A 22,527-nucleotide genomic window follows, 5' to 3' on the forward strand; every position below is an offset into this window, starting at 1 on the left:
CGCAACGGACCTCGGCAAAGACATTTTGTTGACGGTCGATGTGCAGACACTGCTTGCGCTGATATCGGCGCTGGGTTCCAGCGGTGACCAGGTACTGGACGGAAAACTTCAGCTTAATCACCAGCTGACGCTCAAGTCCGTTGAACAGACGGATGCCAACGTTATCGCGTTTTATTTTGGCGAGGATGACGGGGTGATTGATGTCGCCATCAAGGCAACCGGCACCGTGGACAATTACGGCCAGATCGCGATTAGCGTCCGAGATGATACGGGGAACCTCATTAATGCGCTGACGGTGGATGGTAACAGCAAGGCCGTGCTTTTCCATCCTGACTACAAAATTTATATGGGTAGCAGCTCGGTAGACATCAGCACCATTACGCCTTTCGGCGCTCAGGTACTGGCCTGCCAGGATGCCGCTGCGGTGAAAACGCTTCTCGGAATAACGGGGTAAGCATGTCATCTCAAAGAATTGTTCTTAACCAGACCTGGACCCAGATTAGCGCGGACACGACCAGTAAACTGGTGGAGTGCGTATCGGGTACAGGCGTGATCGTAGCCGGTGATTCAGCACCTCCGCCAGAACAGACGTGGGGCCATCCATTACGCGGTGGTGACCCTGTTCGTGTCACAGAATCCACCTATGCAAGGGCGGCTGCGAATTCAGGGCAGTGCACCCTGATTGTGACGTAACCATACCGGCGGGCTAAATCTGCTTATCAGAGGGTATATATTTATGGCATCAATAAAAAACTCAACTGATAGCAATGGAAACACGCGTTATTACGTTCACTGGCTGGATGAAAATACCGGGCATGGCCGCCGCCGCATTTTTAAGAATATTGATGATGCCGCACATCTTTTCTGGCAAAAACAGAATATCGAGCTGGATTGTCGAACTGCCAGCTGGACCGGTATCGATAACTCATGGAATTTTCAGAAGCTGTTAATGTTTTTCCTCGGTTATCAGTTTTCTAAAGTTGAGAAAAATCAGATTCGGCTATCCAGTTATAAAAAATGCCGTCAGGACATTCTGGCAATAGAAGGTGATATTCTGAAAAGTAATATTTTAAATATTACCCATTATGATATTTCCCAATCCGTTCGCCCGGGTTGTCATCGCTGGGTTCGCTCTGCATTTTTTCTTTTGCTGGAAAAACAGCTTATCAGTTTTAATCCGGTCAAAAAGGCCGTGAAGAGGAAACGCAAGCCTATCACCATTCCATCAAAAGCGACGGTCAGGCAGCTGCTGGATACCGCGCCTCTTCGCGAACGTATCGCCTGCTGGCTGGGCATCTGCGGCTTGCGAATTGGTGAAGTGCTTGCCGTGACCTACTCTGATGTCTCTGAGGACTGGATACACGTCCGGCGCCATGTGGTAGACGGCGTTATCTGTGATGGTCTGAAGCGAGGTGTCGAACGCCGGGTCAGAATGCCCCGCGAGCTCTTTGATTTGCTCGATAAATCCCGTATCGGTACGACACATCCGCTGGTGGCCAATCAATTTACCGGAGGACCGTTATCTACCTGTTACGGGACTCAGGGAGCGCTGTACAAATCACTGCAGGCTTTCGATATCAGATGCTTCCATCACCTCCGGCATTTTGCAGTTTCTCGCCTGGCCGAAAAAGGGGTGGATATTATGAAGATTTCTCGCCTGATTGGTCATTCGAGTATCAGGATCACCATCGATGTGTACGGGCATCTCTTTAATGAGTCGGTTGATATGGATCTGGACTGAGTTATCCACACAATGGAAATGGTATAGCGATCCACTATCTCCCCATTCTTCACGGCCTGAGAGCATGAAATCGCAGTTTTGGCAAAAACGTCGAAATTCCGAGTTTTTTTCAAAGTGCCTTCGGAGCTTGCCGGCACTGGCTTAGCCCCTCGGAAGTTCCGAGGTTTCGTCCGAGCGGAATTCGGACTTTTGGCCTTTCGAATAAAAAATATACAACCTGTTAATTTTCACCTTTGAGGGAGGTCATTTACCGCCATCGCCTGGGGTTGCAACTGGAGGAAGGTATGGCATCGCGCCGGAAATACAAACCGTCAGACAGGGAGACGGTCATCGACATGGCTCTCTCGCGCAACAAGATCAGCAACTCGATGGTTGCGAAGAGGCTCAAAGTTGACGAGAAGACGATAAGAAACTGGCGGAAAGAATACCCGGCATTCGACGAAGCATTTACAGAGGCCCACCGCCAGCTTGCTGAGAAGATAAACAACACGGCCCGAAAGAGCCTTGATGTGAGGAAGCGCCGGACGGTCACCAAAGAGACCGAAGACGGGAAGATCATCACCGAGGACGTTCTTCCGAGCCATAACGACCTGGCCGCATTTGCAAAGCTGGGCCTCCGGGAGACTTTCAGCGATCCGGAAGCCGAAAAGCGGGATGACCTCCGCCGCACCATCATCCATAAGTTTGTGGACGGTGAATATACCGCCCTTCAGGCCACGCTTTTGCTTGAGACCGAAGGGCTTGATGTTCCGCATACCTTAAAGCTTGAGCTTGAGGCGCAAAAGACCAGGGGCGGTGGTGACGGAGATAAACCAGAGGTGGTGATCAAACTGGTCAACTCGCCGGACGCCGAATAAGGAAAAGTGCCAAAAACAAGCCTTTCAGAGCAAAAACAGGCTATTCACTTTTACCCCTCGTTTATGCACGTTTTATTCATGAGGTTTCGGGAAGTTAAGCGCCTGAAATAAGCCTTTCATGCATTTACCATAATGAGTCCCCTTTTGACGGTGCGTGTAAGGACCATTATGTTAAATCGAAGCGATATTTAACAAATTTAACAGGTTACGTCTGTGCTCATTTCGGGGAAAGAAAATCAATGGCGACTGAACACGTTATTGAGTTTCTGCCCTTCCATGGCGGGCAGAAAAAGATTTACCGCTCACCGGCAAAACGAAAGGTTATCCGCGCTGGTCGTCGATTCGGCAAAACAACGATGCTGGAGCAGTGCGCGGGTAACTGGTCGGCACAGCAAATGCGCGTAGGCTGGTTTGCGCCATCGTACAAAATCCTTCTGCCGTCTTATAAAGCCATACGTGACCTGCTGAAGCCGATAACCGTCAGCGCCAGCAAGACAGACATGATCATTGAGCTTATCGGTGGGGGACACGTTGAGTTCTGGACGCTGGACAACCCGGATGCCGGACGCTCCCGTAAATATCACAAAATCATCATCGACGAGGGCAGTCTCGTTAAGAAGGGGATGCGTGATATCTGGGAACAGGCTATTGAGCCGACGCTGCTCGACTATGACGGCGATGCCATCATGGCCGGTACGCCAAAAGGCGTTGATGACGAAAATTTCTTTTATCAGGCCTGTAACGATAAGTCGCTGGGCTGGGAAGAGCACCATACGCCGACCTCAGCCAATCCGACGCTCAATCCTGAGGCGCTGGCAAGAATCACTGCCGGTAAGCCCCCTATGGTTGTTCAGCAGGAATACAACGCCGAGTTTGTAGACTGGCGCGGGCAGAACTTCTTCAAGCTGGACTGGCTACTGGAGAACGGCGCGCCTGTCGATTATCCGGTTGGTTGCGATACGGTGTACGGCGTTGTCGATTGCGCACAGAAGGGCGGTATTGCCAACGACGGCTCGGCGGTGATCTGGTTTGCGTTGAACAATATCCCCGAGCCTCATCTGGTGATTCTGGATTGGGACATTATCCAGATAGACGGCTACTTCCTGCAAAAAATCATTCCGCAATGGATAGCTCGCTCAAAGCACCTCAGTGAGATTTGCCTTGCGCGCTTTGGCACGCTGGGGCTTTACATCGAAGACAAGTCCACCGGCACCACGTTGCTTCAACAGGGGGCGAACGAGGGCTGGAATGTTCAACCTATCGACAGCGCTATGACGGCGCTCGGGAAAGAGGAACGAGCTATCAACATTTCCGGGTACGTCGCCAGCGGGAAGGTACGAATTTCTAAATATGCCTTTGACAAAATCACCGAGTACAAGGATTCGAAGAAAAACCATCTTCTGACTCAGGTTCTCCAGTTCATCATCGGCGAAAAAGACCAGGCTGATGACCTGTTCGATTGTTTCAACTACGGCGTCGCCCTCGGTCTTGGTAACGGTGACGGCTTCTGACGAGAAAACCAATGAACGAAGACGATTTCGAACTCGAACTCGGCAGCTGCTCTCACTCAGAGTTGATGGCATTGCTGGACAGTGATGACATCAAGCCAGGCTCCCCGGCTGGCTACCAGACCTGCAAAACGATTTACCTCTACCACCCGCTGGGCGGCAAGATGGTGGATCGTCCGATTAAAATGGCGATGAACGAGCCGCGTACTGTGCATGTGACACAATCATTTGGCCTTGAGCAGCGCCTGCGTGATGCTTTTGAGCGCGAGTGGAAAGCGATGGGTGCTAACCAGCACATCGCTAACGCCGCGCGCATCGCCCGAATTTACGGTGTGTCAGCGATTGCAATGCTGGTGGATAACCAGGAGCCGAATGAATCGCTGGACTACCGTACGCTGTACAAGCACAACGTCAGCTTTAACATTCTCGACCCGCTGAACACCGCTGGCAGCATCGTGCTCAATCAGGATCCGAATGCCCAGGACTTCCAGAAAGTTGACGGTATCCGGGTGGCGGGCAAGCAGTATCACAAATCGCGCTGCGTCGTCGTGCAGAATGAGGACCCGATTTATCTCGCGTACAACCCGGCGGCGTTCGGCTTCACCGGTCGTAGCGTCTACCAGCGCGCGCTCTACCCGCTGAAGTCTTTCATCCAGACCATGCGAACCGACGACATGGTTGCGGTGAAAGGTGGTCTGCTGGTGACGAAAATCAAGGGGCCAAGCTCTGTCGTCAACAACATGATGCAGAAGCTCAGCGGCATTAAGCGCATGATGCTTAAGCGCGGGAAGACGGGAGAGGTCCTGCAGATCGGCGAACTCGACAACATCGAGTCAATCGACCTGAGCAACCTGGAAAAGCCTCTCGACTCTGCGCGTAAGCACATCCTGGAGAACGTGGCCGCCGCCGCCGACATGCCGGCGATCATCCTCAACTCTGAGACGTTCGCCCAGGGCTTCGGTGAAGGCACTGAAGATGCCCGCGCCGTTGCAGTGTACATCGACAACATTCGCGAGTGGCTGGACCAGCTGTACGCGTTCTTCATCCGCGTTTGCCAGTACCGAGCATGGAGCATTGAGTTCTTCCAGTCTCTGCGCGCCGACTTCCCGGAGCTGAAAAACACCTACAGCGTGTATTTCGCCAGCTGGATAAACAACTTCGAATATCGCTGGCCGTCCTCTCTGAAAGAGCCGGAAAGCGAGAAGGTGAAGGTCGACGAAACGCGCTTTAAGGCCATCGTCAGTATGCTGGAAACGGTGCTGCCGCAGCTAACGGCAGACCCGGAGAACCGCGCGACGCTTATCGAGTGGGCGTGTGAAAACGCCAACGCCAACGAGAGTCTCTTCCCTCAGCGGCTTAACCTCGATTACGACTCGCTGAAAGACAACCCACCGCCGGAGCCGCCAAAAGCTGAAGAGCCTGGCGGCGGGATGATGCTATGAACACTTTCACCAGAACAGTGAGAGAAGCGGTGAAGTTCTTTCTCCGCAACGGCTATTCGTCCCGTGAAGAACTGGAACGCTGGCAGGCGATTATCCGCCAGGCCGCCGAAAGCGAAACCGCCGATGACTACATGGCGATGGTCACCCGCAATCTGACGAAAGCATACGACCTGCAGGTGGGGCGAGCTGGCGCGCTGAAGCGCCACCAGGGCATTTCCCGGTTTACGCTCAACTACCTTGAGCCACAGCTGAGGACAGAGCTCGACAGGCGGATCCTCGCCAGCGCCGACCTTATCAAGCTCAACCGTAAAAAAGCCATCGATACCACGTTGTCGCGGTTTAGCGGCTGGGCCAGCAGCATTCCCTCTGCCGACAGTATTGCGCTGACTGGCATTCAGGGAACAATGCGGGAGACGGCAGGGCACATTCAGAAGGCCGCCGAGAAGGTGGACTATGAAGCGCGCCGGGTGATGATCGACCAGAACCATAAGCTGATAGCCAACATCGACAACGTGATCGCAACGAGCAACAACGCGATTGCAGCGATATGGCACAGCCACTGGCGTCGGGCGGGTTATGACTTCCGGGAGGACCACAAGGAACGCGATCAGCTTTATTACCTGATTCGCGGGAACTGGGCGCAAAAAAACGGGTACGTGAAGGCCGGCCCTGCCGGTTATCTCGATGAAATCACGCAGCCTGGCGAAGAGGTTTTTTGTCAGTGCTACGTGACCTACATCTACAACCTCCGAAGCATTCCAGAATACATGCTGACCCAGAAGGGGCAGAAGTTCATGGAGTCGATGAAGAAAGCAGCACAGGAGCATTAATACGTGGCTATTTTTGGCAGCGGGATAATGTTCCGTCAGGGTAAGTTCGTCTTCCTGATACAGCGCTCTGATGATGGCACGTGGTGTCAGCCCGGCGGCAAGGTAGAGCCGGGAGAACTGGCTATTGATGCCGCGCGCCGCGAAGTGCTGGAAGAGGTGGGTTATCAGTACGATGGCCCGCTGACCCCGCACAGCGTTTACGGCGATTATCTTACCTTTCGCGCCGAAGTGCCGGAGAGGTTCGAGGCGAAACTTAACGACGAGTCGCTGGCCGCAGGATGGTTCCACATTGACGATCTGCCCAGGCCGCTTCATCAGCCCTTCGCTGAGATGCTGGCGCAGCAGGCGCTCAATGAAACCGAAGTGGCCGCGCTCATCGCTGACGGGACACTAAGCAGCCCGCAATTCTTTATCAACATGTGGATGTTCGCCATCCGGGTGACCGGAACGGGGGTTACCTGGCGCTCCGCAGATCAACAGATGGCCTTCCGTAACCCGGATGACTATCTCACCCCAGAGTTTCTCCAGCGAGTTGCCGGGCTACCGCTCATATGGCTGCACCCGGAGAAAAATACGCTTGATAGCAATGAGTTCGCAAAACGCGTTATTGGCACCCTGACAAACAGTTGGGTTGCTGACAATGGTGAGGTGTGGGCAATTGCACGCGTATATGACGCCGAGGCTGCCGAAATCATGGCAACCAGGCAGTTAAGCACCTCACCAACCGTCAAGTTTGTTGAGGTTCCCGATTCAATCATTGAGATCGACGGTCAGCCTCTACTGGTGGAGCCATCCCCTGAGCTGCTCGACCACGTTGCAATTTGTGAACAGGGCGTATGGGACAAGCTCCTTGCCCCTACTGGTGTTAAATCTGATTCCATTCCAAACGAGGCTGAAAAGATGGACGAGGAAAAAATCGTAGCGCTAATCAATAAGGCGATTGACGCACGCATGGCTAAGGCTGACGAAGAAAAAGACGCCAAAGCCAAGGCCGATGCCGAAGAAGCAGCCAGGAAAGAAAAGGCTGATGCTGAGGCAAAAGAGGCCGAAGAGGCGAAAGCCAAAGCTGACGCGGAAGAGAAAGCCGCGAAGGAAAAAGCAGACGCCGAAGCTAAAGAGAAGGCCGACGCGGAAGAGGCTGAACGTATGGCGAAAGAAAAAGCTGACTCTCAGCTGCGCCAGGAAATCGCCGACCTGCGCTCCCGCATCCCAACCGAGTTGAGCGATGAAGAGCGTAACGAAGTCGCCGATGCTCAGGTGAAGGCAGATAGCGTGTTCTCCTGCTTTGGAAAGCGCGCGCCGGTGCCGCTGTCTGGTGAAAAACCGCTGGCATATCGCCGCCGCCTGATGATTCAGCTTCAGGAGCATTCGCCTGACTTCAAAACCGTCGACCTGTCCTCCATCGCTGACTCAGCCCTGCTGAGTGTGGCCGAGAAGACGATCTACGCCGACGCGCAGAAATCGGCAAGCCTGTCTGTTGGGCCTGGCATGCTGCGTGAAATTAAACGCGCTGATGCAACTGGTCGCCAGATCAGCACCTTCGAAGGCGATCCTGCTGCCACCTGGGCTCCGTTCCAGTCCGGCAAGCGTCAGGTCACCAGTTTCAACAACCAGGCTTAACGGGAGCTCTCAAGCATGGCTAACTTATCTCTTAACCCGATGGCAACCACGAACGCGCTGGGTTCTTTCGGTGTGCAGTCTGACGGTTATATTCAGGGCGTGGCGCTGGATGACCCTGCGAACCGCTTTAATCTGGCTGCTGGCACAGTGGCACCAACCGAAACCAAACCTCTGTGGGGTGGGCTGCCCGTCGCCGAGCTTCTTCCTGGTACCAGCTCAAGCCCTCGCGGTTCGTTTATCCGCCGCGCGGTGTCTGTTGCCGAGCTGGAAGGCTTTACCGTCTTCAATCAGGCGCACAACGGCCTGACCACGCCACAGTCTCCGGTTCCGCTGTACACCTCCGGCATGAGCGTTTCGTACTACCGTCTGGGCTCTAACATGCGCGTTCCGCTGAAAGCATCTGCGCAGGTTGTTGCGCTGGGTACCACTGGCGCTTCAGTGAAAACACCGCTGGCCTGGGATTTCGTGAACAACCAGATCACCACCGCGGCGGCGGCTGGTTTCACCGGTGCTGATATCGCGACAACTGCTGTGACCTACGACTCTGGCGTGGCAACAGCCATAACCGAGTCAGCTCATGGCCTGACTGCTGGCCAGTACGTGAAAATCAGTGGCGTAGCGCCTGCAGCTTACAACGGAACCGTGTCCGTGCTGTCAGTAGTGAACGCAACCACCTTCACTTACGCCCCGGCGACCGCACCAGGTGGCGCAGCAACCACGCAGGGCACCATCGGCGCAGTTACGCTTTCCGACATCACGCTGCCGGTAAAAGTGATCGCCATCGAATCAGGCAACTCCAAGACTGTCAGCTATGACAGCGCGACGGGTTTCCTGACCTGGAACAACACCGACAGCTGCGCGCTGGTCTTACTTTAATCGGGAGCTGAATTAAATGGCTGCAATTACCCCCAGCTACACCATCGTCAATCCGTCGTATATCGCGCCGGAGATGATCATTGGTTACCAGCAGGCGTCAGGTGCGTTTGAAACCATCGCCAGCGGTAATCCTCAAGTCCGTCTCGGCGTAGGTGACCAGTACGTTTACATGCGCCGCCTGGACATACGCACCCAGACCACTTCCAGCCAGTCCGGTAACGGTAACCAGCTGCCGAGCGTGGCGCTGGATGCGAAGATGATTTCCACCCCAACATATCTGTTCCGCTGCCGTGGTATCTACGATCACCATGACATGGCCGCTGCCGGTAACTGGAACTTTGCACTGCCGGAGGCCCAGCGCCTGGGCATGCGTCAGGGGATTTTCCAGCAGTTGCGTTCTGCCTTGCTGTACGGCATGAACCCTGCTGGCGGCGAAGGCCTGCTGAACACCGCTGGCGCGACTACCGAGTCCCTGCCTCCGGACAGCAGCGGCAACACCACCGTTCTGACCTACGATCACGGACAGATGGCGGTTTACCTGCTGGGTCATGTTCAGGCAGGACTGACCCGCACCATGCAGCTGGGTCGCCAGCAGCGTGTCGTCATCCTCGGGCCGCAGCGCGTCCTCGGTGCCATGGAGATTCAGCAGATCGTTCAGCTGACTTCTTACCAGCGTCCTGGCGGTGGTACTGATACCGTCGGCGGCACGGTGAAAGAAGTGCTGAAAGGCGCAAACGTCCAGGTTGACTGGGTGTATGACGATACTCTTATCGGCGCTGGTGCTGGCGGTACCGACGCGGTGGTAATCACCATCCCTGAGGTAGAAGTGCCGATGGTCAACTCGACGGTGAACACCAACGAATTCGCCAGGCTGACCCCGTCTCTCGCCGCGAACGCGCTGATGTTTACCGACATGGCCGCGCCGCGTGAAATCCCGACGCCGATCGCTGGTGGCGCTATCGATGTGCTCTCCGAACTACGCTCTACCGCAGGCTGGGCCGTTCGTCCGGAAGCCATCACCATCCTGTCCATGGCGTACAGCGCCTGATCCATTCTTGAAGTGGTTAAGCCTCTGCCGGGGAAACTCAGCAGGGGCTTTTTTACGAGGGTAACCAATGAAACTCTATATCGCTAACACCACCAAACAGCGCCAGATTTTCGCCTATCGCAAGCTCGAGACCGGCCGCCTTATTCAGATCCCGATTAACCACGGCGATCAGATGATGGTGCTGGATGGCTCAACTGAAGAAGTTGATGCAGTGGTGCAGCATCACCAGGTTTACGGACTGGTTGACTCGACCAAAATCGACCAGAGCCAGGCGTTCGTCGGCCTGTGCTACAGCCTGAACAAGCCTGTGTCAGCGTCGGTAATCGAAAAAGCAATTCGCGATAACGATATTCACCTTACCCGTGGAGCCCACGGTCGCCGCCAGGCATCCGTAGCAGCTCTGGATAGTGCGCTGCGTGACAGTGGTACCGGCTATTCCGGTGAGATGGAAGTCAGCGTGGAGCAGGCCAAGTCCCGTGATGACAATGACGATATTGAAGAAGTCAACGAAACAATTGCGACTCAAAGAGCAGGGAGTAAGAAAAAATGACAACGAGCCTGTCGGGATTCATCGAATTCGTTCGAACTGACATGGGCGTGACCGCCGCGCAGGTTCCCGACGACTCGCCGTCTTTCACCCTGGCGTATGGCGGCGCGGTTGAATGGGTAAACCCTGATATTGCGTGCGTCACACCAAACCTGTACGCCGTTGCCGTGTACAACCTGGGCGCGTCTTTCCTGGTTAACTACGGCACCGAATCGGTATTTGCTGATTTCAGGGAAAAGTATGGCCTGAATAATTTCAAGGCTGGCGTGATTACCGGGGCCGGGGATAACTCAACCAGCGCTCAGCGCCTGGTGCCTGACTTTTTCAAAGACCTGTCACTGGCTGACCTGCAGATGTTACAGGACCCGTGGGGACGCCGCTACCTGATGATTGCCCAGCAGTTTGGCAGTCTGTGGGGGGTGTCATGATCACCTTTCATCTCGGTGTTATTGACATTCCCTACGAGGACGAAAACACCACGACAGGAGATGTCGCCGGGTATCTGGAGGAAAAGTACCAGATCATGCAGACGTTTTTTGACAGGTACGGCAACGACATCGCTGACCTGATGGCAAATGACATGTCTGCGTCGCTGGAAAACATGATGGCCGGCGCGCCGCCAGCCAAAGACCCTCTCGCAGAGTCGATGTCCAGGATCCATTACCTGTTTGTCGCCTTCCTCGACAACACCGAAATGAACGGATTGCCTGGCGTTCCTACGCGGCGCGCGCTGGAGGGGATTTCCAGACGATTCAAGAACAAAAAAGGGCCGCCGCGCCCGTCATTCATTGATACCGGAACCTATCAGGCCGCGATGCGCGCCTGGGTGAGCGGGGTGTTAAATGCCTTCCCTGAGTGAGTTACAGCAGACTGCAAAAACCGAGCTTAACGCTACGCTGACGCAGGGCCTTGACGACCTGAGCCGCTTTCAGGTGGTCACCTTCACGAAGTACATCAGAAAGGTTCTGCCGCTGGATGGTTTTATCTTCTGGGTGAAGGCGTCCATTCTGTCCGATGATCCGGACAGTGAGCCGGATACCAGAACCGTCAAAGGCTACCTGCATCTGACGACGGAAAGCATCCAGGACGAAGAGCAGCTCTACGATAAGAACGTGGTCACGTTCACCGCGCAGTCTGATATTGACCCGTTCAACGATATCGGCGCAGAGGTGCTGTACATCGGTGAATTTTACGGTATCCGGTTCGCCTTTTCCCGACGTTCCGGACTGAACGAGCCGGCGAATATCTACCATTACACCGGGAACGCGATTTACCCCCACATGCTTTCCCAGATAGTCGATTCGCCCGATGACATTGATCTCGCAGATGTGGTGGTTTCCAACTCGTTACCGATTTGGCTCACGCTGAGCGACTTCATGCCGATGTACCCGGCAATGCTCTCCGTGCAGAACCTTGCGCCGCCCTACGCCACGGTGAAATGCGGCGAACCGATCCCGGTGGCCGGTGCCTTTTATCTCGATGATAAGCAAAACCAGTACCAGCTGGTTTCGGAGGACGTGACGATCACCGTGACGGGGCTGCGAAATGCTGCCGTTGAGGATTTTTTGTTATATGTCCAGCAATACACGCTCAGTGAGCAGGCCGAGATGGGTGTGATGAATATTCCCGTGGTGCAGGATGAGCGCGTGACGCAGAACGAGCTGAACATCATCGCCATGCGGAAAAAGGTCAAATTCAAAGTTAATTACTACCAGCAGCGGATGAGAAACGTCGCCCGTAAGCTGATCACGTCTGCAATTCCGTCCATTTACGTGGAGAAATAATGTAATGGCAATTGTTAATATTAATGTGTCGGTGACGAACCCGCCAAAGCCGTCGAACCTGCTTAAATCCGGGGCGATGGTCTCTACCGGCGGCACGACGTTAACACCCGGCAGCTTTCAGCTGCTGACCTCAAAAGACGATCTGAAATCGCTTGTATCCCCGGCTAAAGCAATCTCAGCCATTGCATGGGCAACCAATACCGTCACCGTTACGCTGTCCGAGTCGCCCGGCTGGAGCGATGGCGATAAGGTTCCCGTTGTTATCGACGGCGTTGCACCGAAAGGCTACAACGGGGCATTTACAGCAACCGTGACCGGTGACAAAACCCTGACCTACACGCTGAGCGCTGATCCGGGTACGGCTACCACAATGGGGACCGTTACCGCCGTCGCTGCGGGTGAAATCCAGCAGATGAATACCACGTACTGGGCGCAGGGAACCAGCCGGGCGGTATACGTTCTGGAACTGGGGGAATTGAGCGTTCCTGCTGCCGTTGCGGCGCTGAGCGACTTCATTGATGAAGATATTTCTCTGGGCAACACCTACCAGAAGTTTTTCTCTTATCTGGTCCCACGTGAATGGGATACAGAAACCACCTTTAAGACGCTGGCGAACAATTACACGTCGCCGGGCTCCCTGGTGAAATTCTTCGTCACCACGACGATTGCAACCTACGAAGCATGGGTTTCGGGAAAATATCCGAACGTGTTTGCAGGCGTAGAGGCTCCGGCGATTGGCGCGACAGAGTTTTCCATGGCGGCCCCGTTTCAGTCGTCCCTGGCTAACGATCCGGGGTCGTCCAACATGGTACCGCCGATGGCATACCGGTTCATGTACGGCGTGACAGAGTACCCGCCAGCAGGTAACGGCACGCTGCTGAAAACGCTGCAGGACAACAGCATCAATTATATCGGCACGGCGGCCGAAGGAGGTCTGAGCAATAAAATGCTGGTGGCCGGTCATATGCTCGACGGTATGCCCTTTAATTACTGGTATTCGGTGGCCTGGTCTGCGCTCAATCTGGAAATTGACCTTGCGAACGAGGTCATCAACGGCTCGAACACCACCGTTAACCCGCTGTACTACGAACAGCCGGGTATTGATCGCCTTCAGCGGCGTGCGCTGAAAACCCTGCGTTCCGGTATCAGCTACGGTCTGATCCTCGGGCCTGTGGTGGATGTACAGCTTGCGCAGTCCGATTTCAACGAGGCATACGAGAAGGGCACTTATGCGGGCAGTGCGGTCATCAACGCGGTACCGTTCGCGAACTATACCAGGCTTAATCCTTCCGATTACGCTGATGGAAAATATAGCGGTCTTAGCGCCGCCATTACGCCGAAGCGCGGCTTTGAATCCATCACGTTTAATCTCAACGTAACCAATTTTGTAGGGGCGTAATTCATGTCAAATCCATTAACCCCGCAGGGGTTCCTGAACCGCGTCAGGGGCGCAGTGAGCATTACCGACAGTCCTGCGCTTAACGTTACCGCTTCGTTTCTCGGTAAAGACGGGATCAGCCTGCGCCCTGACACTGCAGCCACCGACATTATCCAGACGCTGACCGGGACTATTGGCAGCATGGTGCCTTATCAGCAGGTCACGCTGACGGTTCACCTTCTCAAAACACAGGGCCTTGCCGCCAGCTATCAGAAGCGTTTCGCCACTGATACCGCGCTGGGTGAAGTGGTGGTGACGCCGGATGCCACGACGTTCGGCAGCTCCACGCTGCTGAATTGCTTCCTGGTGAATTTTAACGAGATCCAGATGAACGGTATGGATGCGGGTTATGTCGTGACCATCTCCGGCTACATGGTCGTCAACGATAAAATGTGGGAGTAATGCCTGTGAAAATTGATAAAAATTTGAATTTCGTCAGTACCATCACGCGAGATGATGGCTCTCTTGTTTACCTGCACGTCGTACCATTCCCTTACGAAATCGTTGAGCAGAACTGCATCCTGCTGGGGAACCTGTTTAATAACTTCTTCTCAATGGTGGGTTACCTTGGCGCTCCGCGTGTCGCGGCGATGATGCTGCGAAACGCGATCAAATCGAAGCAGGAGGCCGGGAGCCTGACACCAGGTATGCCGACCCTCGTCGATGAGATCCAGCGCCTGACAACCGTTATCTGGAACGACAAAGGTGTCTGGAAGCCTGTGTCTCTGGAGGCAGCCATTCAGCAGGACATCATCTCGGCGGAAGAATACCGGGATGTCGAAGGCGAGATTGTTTTTTTTATGGTGAGCTCTGCTATTCAGAAAGCGGAACTGATGAACGGGACCGTGGGCAAATCTCTCGATATGTACAGTGGACAACTCGTCTCATTGAACGCTACGGCGTATCGCGATTCTTTACCGAAGTCGAAGATGGATACCGATACCCCAATCCAGGAAACCCCGCCGGAACTGTCATACATACCCTCCTGACCTGGGCTTCCGGTGAGGGGTTCAGTGAGCTATGCCGGGAGCTGGACATTGGCGACTATAAAAGCCCGAACCATTACCGGCAGCGCTTCATCATTGAAGAAATAAGGCGTAAAGGGTATTTCAATGGCAGCTAAATCCGTTATTGATATCGATATTCATGACGAGAAATTCCAGAACTTCCTGGAAAAATTCGCTGAATTTCAAAAAGCAATTGGTGATATCCCTGCCGCATGGCAGGGGATTACCCAGGGGGCCGAGGCGGTTGCACGGGAGACGAAAAAATCTGCTGAAACGACCGAGGCGATTGCCGAAAACACTGAAGACGCTGCTGAGGCCACGAAAGAGCTGGCGGAGAATACCGGGGAAGCCGTAAAAGCGGAAAACCAGCTTGCGCGGTCTCGTGACGCCTCCGGACGGTTTATCAAAGCATCGGCTGACAGTGCGGCTGAGGTGGCAGAAAGCACCACGGATGCTGCTGACGCAGCAAAAGTGCTGGCAGATAACACCGATAAAGCAGTGAAAGCAGAGGGGCGACTTGCGAGGGCCCGTGCCGCCGTTGGGCGATTCTTTAAAGCCTCAGCGGAAGGTGCAGGAGAGGTAACGGAGAACACTGACAAATCCGCAAAAGCCGCGCAGAAATTTAATAAAGAAACGGGCAAGGCAGAGAAAAATCTCAACAAAGCCAGGAAGGACTCGAAATCACTGGCTACCAACATTAAGGATGCAACCAGCAGCCTCCTGACGTGGGGCGGCGTGCTGGGTATGTTCTCCGGTCTTGCTGGTGTCGGAAGCCTGTGGGGGCTGAGCCATCTGGCGAGGGATGCAGGAGCTCAGCGCTTTACCGCAATGGGGATTGGTACCACGGCGGGAGGGCTTAACGCGAGTGCAGTCAACTACCAGACCGCGCTGGGCAATCCGGTCGGGACACTCGGGGCTATTCGTGACGCACAGCTTGACCTGAGCAAGCGCTGGCAGTTTCAGGCAATGGGCGTAGGTAACCCTGACCAGGATCCGGCAAAGCTGTTACCGAAGATGATTAAGGCAGCACGCGATATCTTTGTGCGCAACGGCAGCACGCAGCAGGGGGCCGAAGCCTACGGGCTGACCAACTTCTTTTCTCTCGACGACCTCAATCGCTTTAAGAAGATGAGCGACGCCGAAATCGACGCGATGGCGAAGCAGGCCGATAAAGACGCGCAGAAGCTGCAGCTAAGCGACCAGCAGCTCAAGCAGTGGCAGGAATTCAATGTTCAGCTCGACCGCAGCAAGGTCAGTATTGAGAACGCCTTTATCAAGGGGTTAGGGCCGCTAACACCTTCACTCGAAAAATTGTCTGACTCCGTGGCTCAGGCAATCCAGTCATTTCTTGAATCCCCAACCCTTGGACACTGGATTGATGATGCCGCTGATGCTATCAGGCGATTCGGAACGTATTTGTCTTCGCCTGAATTTGAGCAGGATATTGAACACTTCATGAAGGGTGTGGAAAGGCTGGCGAAGCTGCTCAGCGGAGACATGAGTATGTCCGATTTTCTTAAAGGCTCATCATCTATTCTTGGCGACAAGCCCGTAACCGATCCCAAAACCGGTAAGAGTTATGTTCCTGGTGGTCTTGAGGATCCTCGTGTCGGGAAGTTTACGAAAGATATTGGCCGCGCACTTTACCGAACGACGGGAACTGCACCTTCTGACTATGACGCATATTTTGCTGAGGCAGGGAAAAAATATCACTTTGATCCCCGACTTTTGAAGGCTGTCGCCGGAGCTGAATCAGCATGGGATGCTAACGCTACCAGTACTAAAGGCGCGACAGGGCTGATGCAGGTTAAGCTGGAAAACTTCAAACCTGGTGAAAATCCAAAAGACCCTCGCGATAACATCATGGCGGGGGCGAGAGTGATGGATTGGGCCAGAAGAATGTCTGGTGGCGACGACGTAGATGCGATGCTGCGCTGGTACAACGGTGGAAAGAATCAAAACAACGGAGAGAACCGGAGGTATGCGGGCAGAGTGCATGATGCATATAAAAAATACTACGGCACGGATATGCCCGGCACTTTTCAAAGCTCTCAACCTCCCACCAGTGGGGGGAGTTCGGGCATGGACGCGAAAGAAACCCACCGTTTGCTGCAACAGGTTGTTGACCAGCATAAACACGGTGGCGCACAGGCGATCGTCATTCATAACAATACCGGTGGTAATGCCGTGGTATCCAGTACGCAACTGGGAGGGTTCGGTTAATGGCGTTTACCCGCGAACTCTACAAGCTCGGCTTTGAAATCTCTCCGGTAATCCTTTGCGGTGGTGTCGCTCAGGCTATCCCCGGCGGGATGCTACCCATCGTTGCGCTGACTCAGAGCGCCAGCTACGTTACTGGCCTTCTGGAAGGCGCTATCAACCTGACTGACCTGGATAAATACTTTTGCCACTGGCGGGCCGCTCCGGGCGGGACGTTGGTCGACTACGATATTGGTCGCTATACGTTTGCCAATCAGTCTGTGGCCGCGAATGCATTGCTGGCTCAGCCGCTTCGCATTCCGATGCTGATGGATGCGCCGCTGAATGACAATACCGGTGCCATGACCAAGCTTGTAACGCTTACCGCGTTGCAGGCTGTGCTGCAGGCGCATGCCAATCTTGGTGGCACCTATGTTGTCGCCACTCCGGCAATCATCTACACCAGTTGCATACTCAGAACGGTTCGTGACGTCTCCGGCTCCAGCGATCCTGTGCCGCAGCGCCAGTGGCTGTGGGACTTCGAAAAACCGCTTGTCAGCGAAAATGAGGCAGGAGGGGCAGTGAACAACTTCCTGAGCAAGATTGGGAACGGCGACAAGGTCACCCATACGGCCTGGACGAACACCATTTCTGCGCTGGGTAATACCGACCTCGCCAGCGGTATCGGCAATGCTGTTAACGGACTAATCGGGAAATTCGGTCAATGAGCACAATTCTTTATCCCTTTTCCGGTAACGAGCAGACCAGCATGGTCTTTTCTCCTGTCCTTGATGGCATGGTCTACCGTTGCCAGATGAAATGGAATCTCGCCGCACAGCGGTGGTATCTCGAGATAACGGACAACTCAGGAAGCCGGATCCTTACTGTTCCGGCAGTGACCTCTCCGGTTGGCTACGACATTAACCTGCTGGTGGGCGCTTTTGATAAAACGAAAATGGTGTGGCGATACGCCACGAGTCAGATGGAGGTTATAACCTGATGCGATATTACGATATTCAGGTTTTCTACCCCACCGTATACCCGCCTCCCGATAATGACCCCAGAAAAATATTCCGACGCTACTCCAGCCAGATAAACGGCGTGAACAATCCCGGCGCGCTAATGATTGAGCTTGATATTCAGCGCTTTGGTGAGTCCACGCCAAAGGGTGAAAGCCGAGTATCAATATGGGGCGTCAGCCCGCAGGAGATGCAGCAGGCCAGGCAAAACATGTTCGGTATGAACATTGAGGTATATGCCGGAATGTCCCCCGGCCTGCCGCTGGCCACGCTCGGAAATCACGGCCTCGTTATGCGTGGGGTGGTCTGGCAGGTGGTGGGGAACTGGCAGGGAACAGAGCTGCGTATGGACCTGATTGTGACGGCGGGCCCGGTTTCCCCCACAGATCCGGCACCATTAGCACCCGTAAGCCTGACGCTCCCCTGGGAAAAAGGTAGGAAGTTAGCTGATGCGTTGTTTGACTGTTTCCGCATGCTCGGCGGCGGGTACAAATTCTCAATAAGCGTCAGCGATCTTCTGGTGAATAACTATGAGCGCCCGTGGTTTTGCGGAAATTTAACGTCGCTTGCCCGCGATCTTAATATCTTCAGCAAAAGTATTATCAGGGATAGTGATTACTCCGGTGTCGAAATCGCCATGGTCAACGGTAACGAGATCCGGGTTTTCGATAATGACTTTGACCACCATTCGGACAAGGATGCACAGGAGCGGCGTGCGAATCCGAAAAAGCTGCGTTTTTCCGATCTCGCTGCTCAACCGACATGGGTAAAATTTGGCACCGTGTCGGTCATCTGCGTGATGCGGGCAGATATTCAGGTCGGCGACTATATCCTGATGCCCGATAGTTCAAGCCCGATGATTCAGGCCTCCTCGTATTCGCAGTTTCGCAATGACTCCGCCTTTACGGGACGTTTCCTTGTCTCTTCCGTTCGTCTGTTGGGCAACAGCAGGCACCCTGACGGTAACAGCTGGGTAACGGTGCTGGAGGCTCACCCTGACCCCCGACAAGATCCGGAGAAACCGACGTCATGAGCATTGATAAGAAAATGAGCTTTGGCGGCAACATGCACAGCTTTGCCGCGCAAAAAATTGCTGATGCGTTGCAGGTTGCCGGGAAGGTGCTTCCAGCGTCGGTTGTGAAACGTGCTGGCAACATGATAACCGTGTCGTTTCTGCTGCGTGATATACCCTGGACGTTGCCGCAGGTGACGATCCCTCTTTTTGGCCCGGAATATATCCGCTATCCGATGCAACCGGGAGACAAAGGGATTGTGATCCCTGCGCATACCTATCTTGGCGGTGTAAGCGGTCTTGGCGGCGGCATAGCCGACCTGACGCCACCGGCAAACCTCAGCGCATTGTCGTTCCTGCCCATCAGTAATACCGAGTGGGAGGCGGTCGATGACCAGGTGCTCACGATGTACGGCCCGGAGGGGGTGACACTTCGTGACGCACAGGCCAAAACCACGTTTTTACTGACGCCGGAGAGCATCACCATAGTCACACCGAAGACATTTAAGGTGACGGTCGGTGGTACGGTGTTGACCCTGACCGAGGGGCAGTGGTCGCTGAGCGGCCAGAGCGGCACTCTGCAGGATGATACGGCCAGTACCAGCCCGCACATCATGCACGAGGGCTGGCAGAAGCTGGTTACCTGGCTCAATTCACATCAGCACAGCAACGGCCACGACGGTAATAACACTGGCGGCCCGACGTCTGAATTTAACGGGAGTATCACAGAATGAGGACATACGGCCGCGACAGCAACGGGAAGTGGGCAGTTGTCGTCACCGACGGAAATGGTTTTAACGATTCGGTGTATCTGACGACGCTTGTGCAGAATCTGAAGCTCGCACCGCAGGAATCACCCTTTTTTGCAAATAACGGCATCCCGGCCAATGGTTCGGTAATACAGCAGATTTTGCCGACTTTTTATGTGAACCGGCTGCAGCAGCAATTCAGTCGCTATTTTTCCTCTCTCCAGATTGCGCTGACGAGCGTTGATCCGCCGGTTTATACCATTTCAGCCATAACTAACTCTGGCTCCAAAATTATCGCCCAGGTGAATGTATGAGTGATTTACCCGTTAACTACGATATTGCAGGTCCGGTTCCAAGAACAACAGATGAGCTCAGACAACTGGTGGTTGATACCGCCACAGCGCTTTCACCTGGCATCACCACCGATTTACCCGGTTCACTGATTGAAGACATGGTCAGCACCAGCGTAGGGGCTCTGGTGGTTTGCGATCAGGCGCGCGTTGACCTGATTAACTCGTGCAGCCCTTATGCAGCGAACGTACATCTGCTGGCGCAGCTGGGCGCGATTTATGGCGTTCCCAGAGGGCAGGGGAGCAACACGTCGGTTTACGTAGTTTTTAGCGGCCCGCCGGGTTTTGCTATTCCTAAGGGTTTTACCGTCGGGGATAACAGCTATCTCTATACGGTGCAGCGTGACACGATGATACCCGCAAGTGGTCAAACCGAACCGGTTTATTGTCTGGCGACGAATGAAGGTTCATGGGCGGTACCCGCAGGGTCAGTCAATCAGATAAAGACCTCCGTGCCGGATACTTACAATCTGACCTGCACTAACCGTACGGCGGGTCTTCCCGGTGCTCCGGAGCAGGACTTCACGTCATACCGGGCGCAGGTTCTGCAGGCGGGTATGTTCGGTGTACAGGGAACGCCTGACTGTCTGCGCGCTTCGCTGCAGGAGGTGGAGGGTGTACAGCCGAACCTGATTTCATACCGGCAGGCTTCGCTCGGCCAGTGGGTGGCAGTGGTGGGAGGTGGTGATCCGTTTGAGGTGGCCTACGCCATCTATAAAGCGGTACCGGATATCTCGATACTGACAAATGACGTGTCGAATCCCTCCGGCGCACCGGTTGAAAAGAAGACCGTTTCTGTCATGGTCTACCCCGATGTATATCCGGTGCCCTTCGTCGTCCCTTCATCTCAGAACGTGATCGTGTTCATCACCTGGGATACCAGGTCCCTGACTTATGTTGATCCGGACGGAATAGCGAACGCAGTGCAGCAAAACATTGCGGACTACGTGAATGCGATTGCGGTTGGTATGCCTGTCAACATTTTTGAGATTCAGGATATTTTCCTGAAATCAGTGTCGGGGCTGGTGGCCCCGCAACTCGTTTCGATGATCAACATTGAAATTGATATTAACGGCTCTGTTAAACCGCCGGATGCAGGTTCAAGCCTGGTCTATGGTGACACGTATGCTTATTTCTCCACTTCCGCCGCACAAATTCGGGTTCAACAATATGCCAGCGCTGATTGAAAATATCATTCCGGCCTATCCCTACACGCAGTATAACGACGACCCTAATATCGCTGCCCTGTTTCAGTCATATAACCAGCTGGCGCAACAGGCGCTGGATTATCTGAATGCACTGGATCTGCCATGCTGGACTTCGCCGAGCGTGACGGGCGATTTACTCGACTGGGTGGCGCTGGGTCTTTACGGAGAAACGCGGCCGATGCTCCAGATATCTGAAGATGCGATCGCTCGCGGGGCATACAACACCATCGAGTACAACGCTATCCCGTACGCGGGACTGAAAAGCTATGTACCCGGTTCGGCCTCCTACGTGCCTGACGATTATTTCAAGAGGATCCTGACCTGGAATTTTTACAAGGGTGACGGTTCGCACTTCTGTATCGACTGGCTTAAACGACGGCTGGCGAGGTTTATCCACGGAGATAACGGTACGGACCCACCGTTACAACATACCTTTGACATTAGCGTGACGCCCGATAAGGGCGTTTTTTCTGTCACCATTCCGGACTATGGTGATGGTGTCGGCTATTTCCTCAGGGATGCGATAACCCAGCATCTGGTGAAGCTTCCGTTTATTTACACTTTTACCGTTACGGTGACTGAACAATGATTACAGGATTCGGAAACAACGTAGTTTCGTCTCTTGCTGCCGATATCACGGCGAGCCAGACGACGATCCAGGTAATGCCTGGCACAGGGGCAAAATTTGCCGAGCTGCTCAGCTACGATTATGAAAACAGCTCAAACGTGCTGAAAACCTACGCCAAAGTCACGCTGACAGATGCGAAAGAGACCGCCTTTGAGGTATGTCATCTGACAGCCGTTGATGGGGATGTTATAACGGTGGTACGCGGTCAGGAAGGCACTGACGCGAAAGGGTGGGTTCTGAAGGATGTTATCGCGAACTTTGCGACACGCGGCTCAGAGAACCAGTTTGTGCAGATTGAACACCTGCAGAGCGGGCACTACACCTCAGCCGTGGCGGGGGGCACCGAGAACGCACTGACGATAGACCTTCCGGCGACGTACTTTGTTAACGGATCCACTGACTGGGTACTGAGGTCTCCGATCGTCGTTTACCCCACGCAGAACAATACCGGGGCCAGTACCCTACAATTGGTTATGGGCGATAAGGTTCTGGGCACATTCCCTCTGTATAAAGGGAATAAAGCCGAGCTGGTGGCTAACGATATCCTGAAGGATGTAGCGCTGGTGTGCCTGCTGGACGCCACAAAGACATTCTTTAGCGTATCGAATCCGGGCGCGATTTACGCGGGGCTGGGTACGGCAGCGTTCGCGAATCTCGTCACCTC

Annotated in this window: 25 protein-coding genes and 1 pseudogene; all 26 read left to right on the forward strand. The window is 54.2% G+C overall.

Features of this window, described 5'->3' with window-relative positions:
* The coding region (locus tag VF709_RS23695) for a hypothetical protein (RefSeq protein ID WP_440232360.1) at positions 1-454 on the forward strand (454 nt) is incomplete at its 5' end.
* 2 nt (positions 455-456) lie between these two features.
* Positions 457-693: a hypothetical protein gene (locus VF709_RS23700; RefSeq protein ID WP_440232361.1), complete on the forward strand. Its 237-nt coding sequence runs from the start codon at positions 457-459 to the stop codon at positions 691-693.
* A gap of 43 nt (positions 694-736) precedes the next feature.
* Complete coding sequence (locus VF709_RS23705) at positions 737-1,741, forward strand: tyrosine-type recombinase/integrase (protein ID WP_440232362.1); 1,005 nt, start codon at positions 737-739, stop codon at positions 1,739-1,741.
* A gap of 284 nt (positions 1,742-2,025) precedes the next feature.
* Positions 2,026-2,598: a transposase gene (locus VF709_RS23710; protein ID WP_440232363.1), complete on the forward strand. Its 573-nt coding sequence runs from the start codon at positions 2,026-2,028 to the stop codon at positions 2,596-2,598.
* Positions 2,599-2,837: 239 nt separating this feature from the next.
* Positions 2,838-4,109 carry a hypothetical protein gene (locus VF709_RS23715; protein ID WP_440232364.1) on the forward strand — a complete coding sequence of 424 codons (1,272 nt, stop codon included), beginning with the start codon at positions 2,838-2,840 and terminating at the stop codon, positions 4,107-4,109.
* Positions 4,110-4,120: 11 nt separating this feature from the next.
* The gene (locus VF709_RS23720) at positions 4,121-5,548 is read left to right on the forward strand and encodes an anti-CBASS protein Acb1 family protein (RefSeq protein ID WP_440232365.1); all 1,428 of its coding nucleotides are present in this window, start codon (positions 4,121-4,123) and stop codon (positions 5,546-5,548) included.
* Complete coding sequence (locus VF709_RS23725; RefSeq protein WP_440232366.1) at positions 5,545-6,378, forward strand: hypothetical protein; 834 nt, start codon at positions 5,545-5,547, stop codon at positions 6,376-6,378. The genes VF709_RS23720 and VF709_RS23725 overlap by 4 nt, the downstream gene beginning before the upstream one ends.
* Before the next feature lie 3 nt (positions 6,379-6,381).
* On the forward strand, positions 6,382-7,998 hold the full coding sequence (locus VF709_RS23730) for an NUDIX hydrolase (RefSeq protein WP_440232367.1): 1,617 nt from the start codon (positions 6,382-6,384) through the stop codon (positions 7,996-7,998).
* A 15-nt stretch (positions 7,999-8,013) separates the two neighbouring features.
* The gene (locus VF709_RS23735) at positions 8,014-8,874 is read left to right on the forward strand and encodes a hypothetical protein (protein WP_440232368.1); all 861 of its coding nucleotides are present in this window, start codon (positions 8,014-8,016) and stop codon (positions 8,872-8,874) included.
* A 16-nt stretch (positions 8,875-8,890) separates the two neighbouring features.
* Complete coding sequence (locus tag VF709_RS23740; RefSeq protein WP_440232369.1) at positions 8,891-9,922, forward strand: DUF2184 domain-containing protein; 1,032 nt, start codon at positions 8,891-8,893, stop codon at positions 9,920-9,922.
* 67 nt (positions 9,923-9,989) lie between these two features.
* Positions 9,990-10,472: a hypothetical protein gene (locus VF709_RS23745; protein WP_440232370.1), complete on the forward strand. Its 483-nt coding sequence runs from the start codon at positions 9,990-9,992 to the stop codon at positions 10,470-10,472.
* Positions 10,469-10,897, forward strand: a complete 429-nt coding sequence (locus VF709_RS23750) for a hypothetical protein (RefSeq protein WP_440232371.1) — start codon at positions 10,469-10,471, stop codon at positions 10,895-10,897. The genes VF709_RS23745 and VF709_RS23750 overlap by 4 nt, the downstream gene beginning before the upstream one ends.
* Positions 10,894-11,328 carry a hypothetical protein gene (locus VF709_RS23755; RefSeq protein WP_440232372.1) on the forward strand — a complete coding sequence of 145 codons (435 nt, stop codon included), beginning with the start codon at positions 10,894-10,896 and terminating at the stop codon, positions 11,326-11,328. Before VF709_RS23750 ends, VF709_RS23755 begins: the two co-directional genes overlap by 4 nt.
* Positions 11,312-12,253, forward strand: coding sequence for a hypothetical protein (locus tag VF709_RS23760; protein ID WP_440232373.1), 942 nt, complete (start codon positions 11,312-11,314; stop codon positions 12,251-12,253). Before VF709_RS23755 ends, VF709_RS23760 begins: the two co-directional genes overlap by 17 nt.
* Before the next feature lie 4 nt (positions 12,254-12,257).
* Positions 12,258-13,652 (forward strand): hypothetical protein, encoded by a 1,395-nt coding sequence (locus VF709_RS23765; protein WP_440232374.1) that lies wholly within the window; start codon positions 12,258-12,260, stop codon positions 13,650-13,652.
* 3 nt (positions 13,653-13,655) lie between these two features.
* Entirely contained in the window at positions 13,656-14,093 is a 438-nt protein-coding gene (locus VF709_RS23770) for a hypothetical protein (protein WP_440232375.1), read from the forward strand.
* The gene (locus VF709_RS23775) at positions 14,093-14,680 is read left to right on the forward strand and encodes a hypothetical protein (RefSeq protein WP_440232376.1); all 588 of its coding nucleotides are present in this window, start codon (positions 14,093-14,095) and stop codon (positions 14,678-14,680) included. Before VF709_RS23770 ends, VF709_RS23775 begins: the two co-directional genes overlap by 1 nt.
* A gap of 123 nt (positions 14,681-14,803) precedes the next feature.
* Positions 14,804-16,921: a transglycosylase SLT domain-containing protein gene (locus tag VF709_RS23780; protein ID WP_440232377.1), complete on the forward strand. Its 2,118-nt coding sequence runs from the start codon at positions 14,804-14,806 to the stop codon at positions 16,919-16,921.
* Positions 16,921-17,625: a hypothetical protein gene (locus VF709_RS23785; RefSeq protein WP_440232378.1), complete on the forward strand. Its 705-nt coding sequence runs from the start codon at positions 16,921-16,923 to the stop codon at positions 17,623-17,625. The genes VF709_RS23780 and VF709_RS23785 overlap by 1 nt, the downstream gene beginning before the upstream one ends.
* Positions 17,622-17,897, forward strand: coding sequence for a phage baseplate plug family protein (locus tag VF709_RS23790; protein WP_440232379.1), 276 nt, complete (start codon positions 17,622-17,624; stop codon positions 17,895-17,897). Before VF709_RS23785 ends, VF709_RS23790 begins: the two co-directional genes overlap by 4 nt.
* Positions 17,897-18,949, forward strand: coding sequence for a hypothetical protein (locus VF709_RS23795; RefSeq protein WP_440232380.1), 1,053 nt, complete (start codon positions 17,897-17,899; stop codon positions 18,947-18,949). The genes VF709_RS23790 and VF709_RS23795 overlap by 1 nt, the downstream gene beginning before the upstream one ends.
* Positions 18,946-19,662, forward strand: coding sequence for a hypothetical protein (locus VF709_RS23800; protein WP_440232381.1), 717 nt, complete (start codon positions 18,946-18,948; stop codon positions 19,660-19,662). Before VF709_RS23795 ends, VF709_RS23800 begins: the two co-directional genes overlap by 4 nt.
* Positions 19,659-19,991, forward strand: coding sequence for a hypothetical protein (locus tag VF709_RS23805; RefSeq protein ID WP_440232382.1), 333 nt, complete (start codon positions 19,659-19,661; stop codon positions 19,989-19,991). Before VF709_RS23800 ends, VF709_RS23805 begins: the two co-directional genes overlap by 4 nt.
* Positions 19,988-21,214: a baseplate J/gp47 family protein gene (locus tag VF709_RS23810; protein ID WP_440232383.1), complete on the forward strand. Its 1,227-nt coding sequence runs from the start codon at positions 19,988-19,990 to the stop codon at positions 21,212-21,214. The genes VF709_RS23805 and VF709_RS23810 overlap by 4 nt, the downstream gene beginning before the upstream one ends.
* Positions 21,198-21,824 (forward strand): hypothetical protein, encoded by a 627-nt coding sequence (locus VF709_RS23815; protein ID WP_440232384.1) that lies wholly within the window; start codon positions 21,198-21,200, stop codon positions 21,822-21,824. The genes VF709_RS23810 and VF709_RS23815 overlap by 17 nt, the downstream gene beginning before the upstream one ends.
* Positions 21,821-22,527: pseudogene (locus tag VF709_RS23820) on the forward strand (phage tail protein); the annotation flags it as partial. The gene VF709_RS23815 and the pseudogene VF709_RS23820, both read left to right, overlap by 4 nt.

Origin of the sequence: Enterobacter sp. Lyrl_3 (assembly GCF_051948675.1) — a bacterium.
Lineage (GTDB): Bacteria > Pseudomonadota > Gammaproteobacteria > Enterobacterales > Enterobacteriaceae > Enterobacter > Enterobacter cloacae.

Bases quoted from the DNA above. Each gene is read 5' to 3' on its own strand.
- VF709_RS23785 (WP_440232378.1), top strand. From the start codon at position 16,921: ATGGCGTTTACCCGCGAACTCTACAAGCTCGGCTTTGAAATCTCTCCG.
- VF709_RS23790 (WP_440232379.1), top strand. From the start codon at position 17,622: ATGAGCACAATTCTTTATCCCTTTTCCGGTAACGAGCAGACCAGCATG.
- VF709_RS23775 (WP_440232376.1), top strand. From the start codon at position 14,093: ATGCCTGTGAAAATTGATAAAAATTTGAATTTCGTCAGTACCATCACG.
- VF709_RS23810 (WP_440232383.1), top strand. From the start codon at position 19,988: ATGAGTGATTTACCCGTTAACTACGATATTGCAGGTCCGGTTCCAAGA.
- VF709_RS23720 (WP_440232365.1), top strand. From the start codon at position 4,121: ATGAACGAAGACGATTTCGAACTCGAACTCGGCAGCTGCTCTCACTCA.
- VF709_RS23770 (WP_440232375.1), top strand. From the start codon at position 13,656: ATGTCAAATCCATTAACCCCGCAGGGGTTCCTGAACCGCGTCAGGGGC.
- VF709_RS23725 (WP_440232366.1), top strand. From the start codon at position 5,545: ATGAACACTTTCACCAGAACAGTGAGAGAAGCGGTGAAGTTCTTTCTC.
- VF709_RS23745 (WP_440232370.1), top strand. From the start codon at position 9,990: ATGAAACTCTATATCGCTAACACCACCAAACAGCGCCAGATTTTCGCC.
- VF709_RS23740 (WP_440232369.1), top strand. From the start codon at position 8,891: ATGGCTGCAATTACCCCCAGCTACACCATCGTCAATCCGTCGTATATC.
- VF709_RS23780 (WP_440232377.1), top strand. From the start codon at position 14,804: ATGGCAGCTAAATCCGTTATTGATATCGATATTCATGACGAGAAATTC.
- VF709_RS23800 (WP_440232381.1), top strand. From the start codon at position 18,946: ATGAGCATTGATAAGAAAATGAGCTTTGGCGGCAACATGCACAGCTTT.
- VF709_RS23705 (WP_440232362.1), top strand. From the start codon at position 737: ATGGCATCAATAAAAAACTCAACTGATAGCAATGGAAACACGCGTTAT.
- VF709_RS23815 (WP_440232384.1), top strand. From the start codon at position 21,198: ATGCCAGCGCTGATTGAAAATATCATTCCGGCCTATCCCTACACGCAG.
- VF709_RS23760 (WP_440232373.1), top strand. From the start codon at position 11,312: ATGCCTTCCCTGAGTGAGTTACAGCAGACTGCAAAAACCGAGCTTAAC.
- VF709_RS23795 (WP_440232380.1), top strand. From the start codon at position 17,897: ATGCGATATTACGATATTCAGGTTTTCTACCCCACCGTATACCCGCCT.
- VF709_RS23710 (WP_440232363.1), top strand. From the start codon at position 2,026: ATGGCATCGCGCCGGAAATACAAACCGTCAGACAGGGAGACGGTCATC.
- VF709_RS23700 (WP_440232361.1), top strand. From the start codon at position 457: ATGTCATCTCAAAGAATTGTTCTTAACCAGACCTGGACCCAGATTAGC.
- VF709_RS23735 (WP_440232368.1), top strand. From the start codon at position 8,014: ATGGCTAACTTATCTCTTAACCCGATGGCAACCACGAACGCGCTGGGT.
- VF709_RS23765 (WP_440232374.1), top strand. From the start codon at position 12,258: ATGGCAATTGTTAATATTAATGTGTCGGTGACGAACCCGCCAAAGCCG.
- VF709_RS23750 (WP_440232371.1), top strand. From the start codon at position 10,469: ATGACAACGAGCCTGTCGGGATTCATCGAATTCGTTCGAACTGACATG.
- VF709_RS23715 (WP_440232364.1), top strand. From the start codon at position 2,838: ATGGCGACTGAACACGTTATTGAGTTTCTGCCCTTCCATGGCGGGCAG.
- VF709_RS23805 (WP_440232382.1), top strand. From the start codon at position 19,659: ATGAGGACATACGGCCGCGACAGCAACGGGAAGTGGGCAGTTGTCGTC.
- VF709_RS23755 (WP_440232372.1), top strand. From the start codon at position 10,894: ATGATCACCTTTCATCTCGGTGTTATTGACATTCCCTACGAGGACGAA.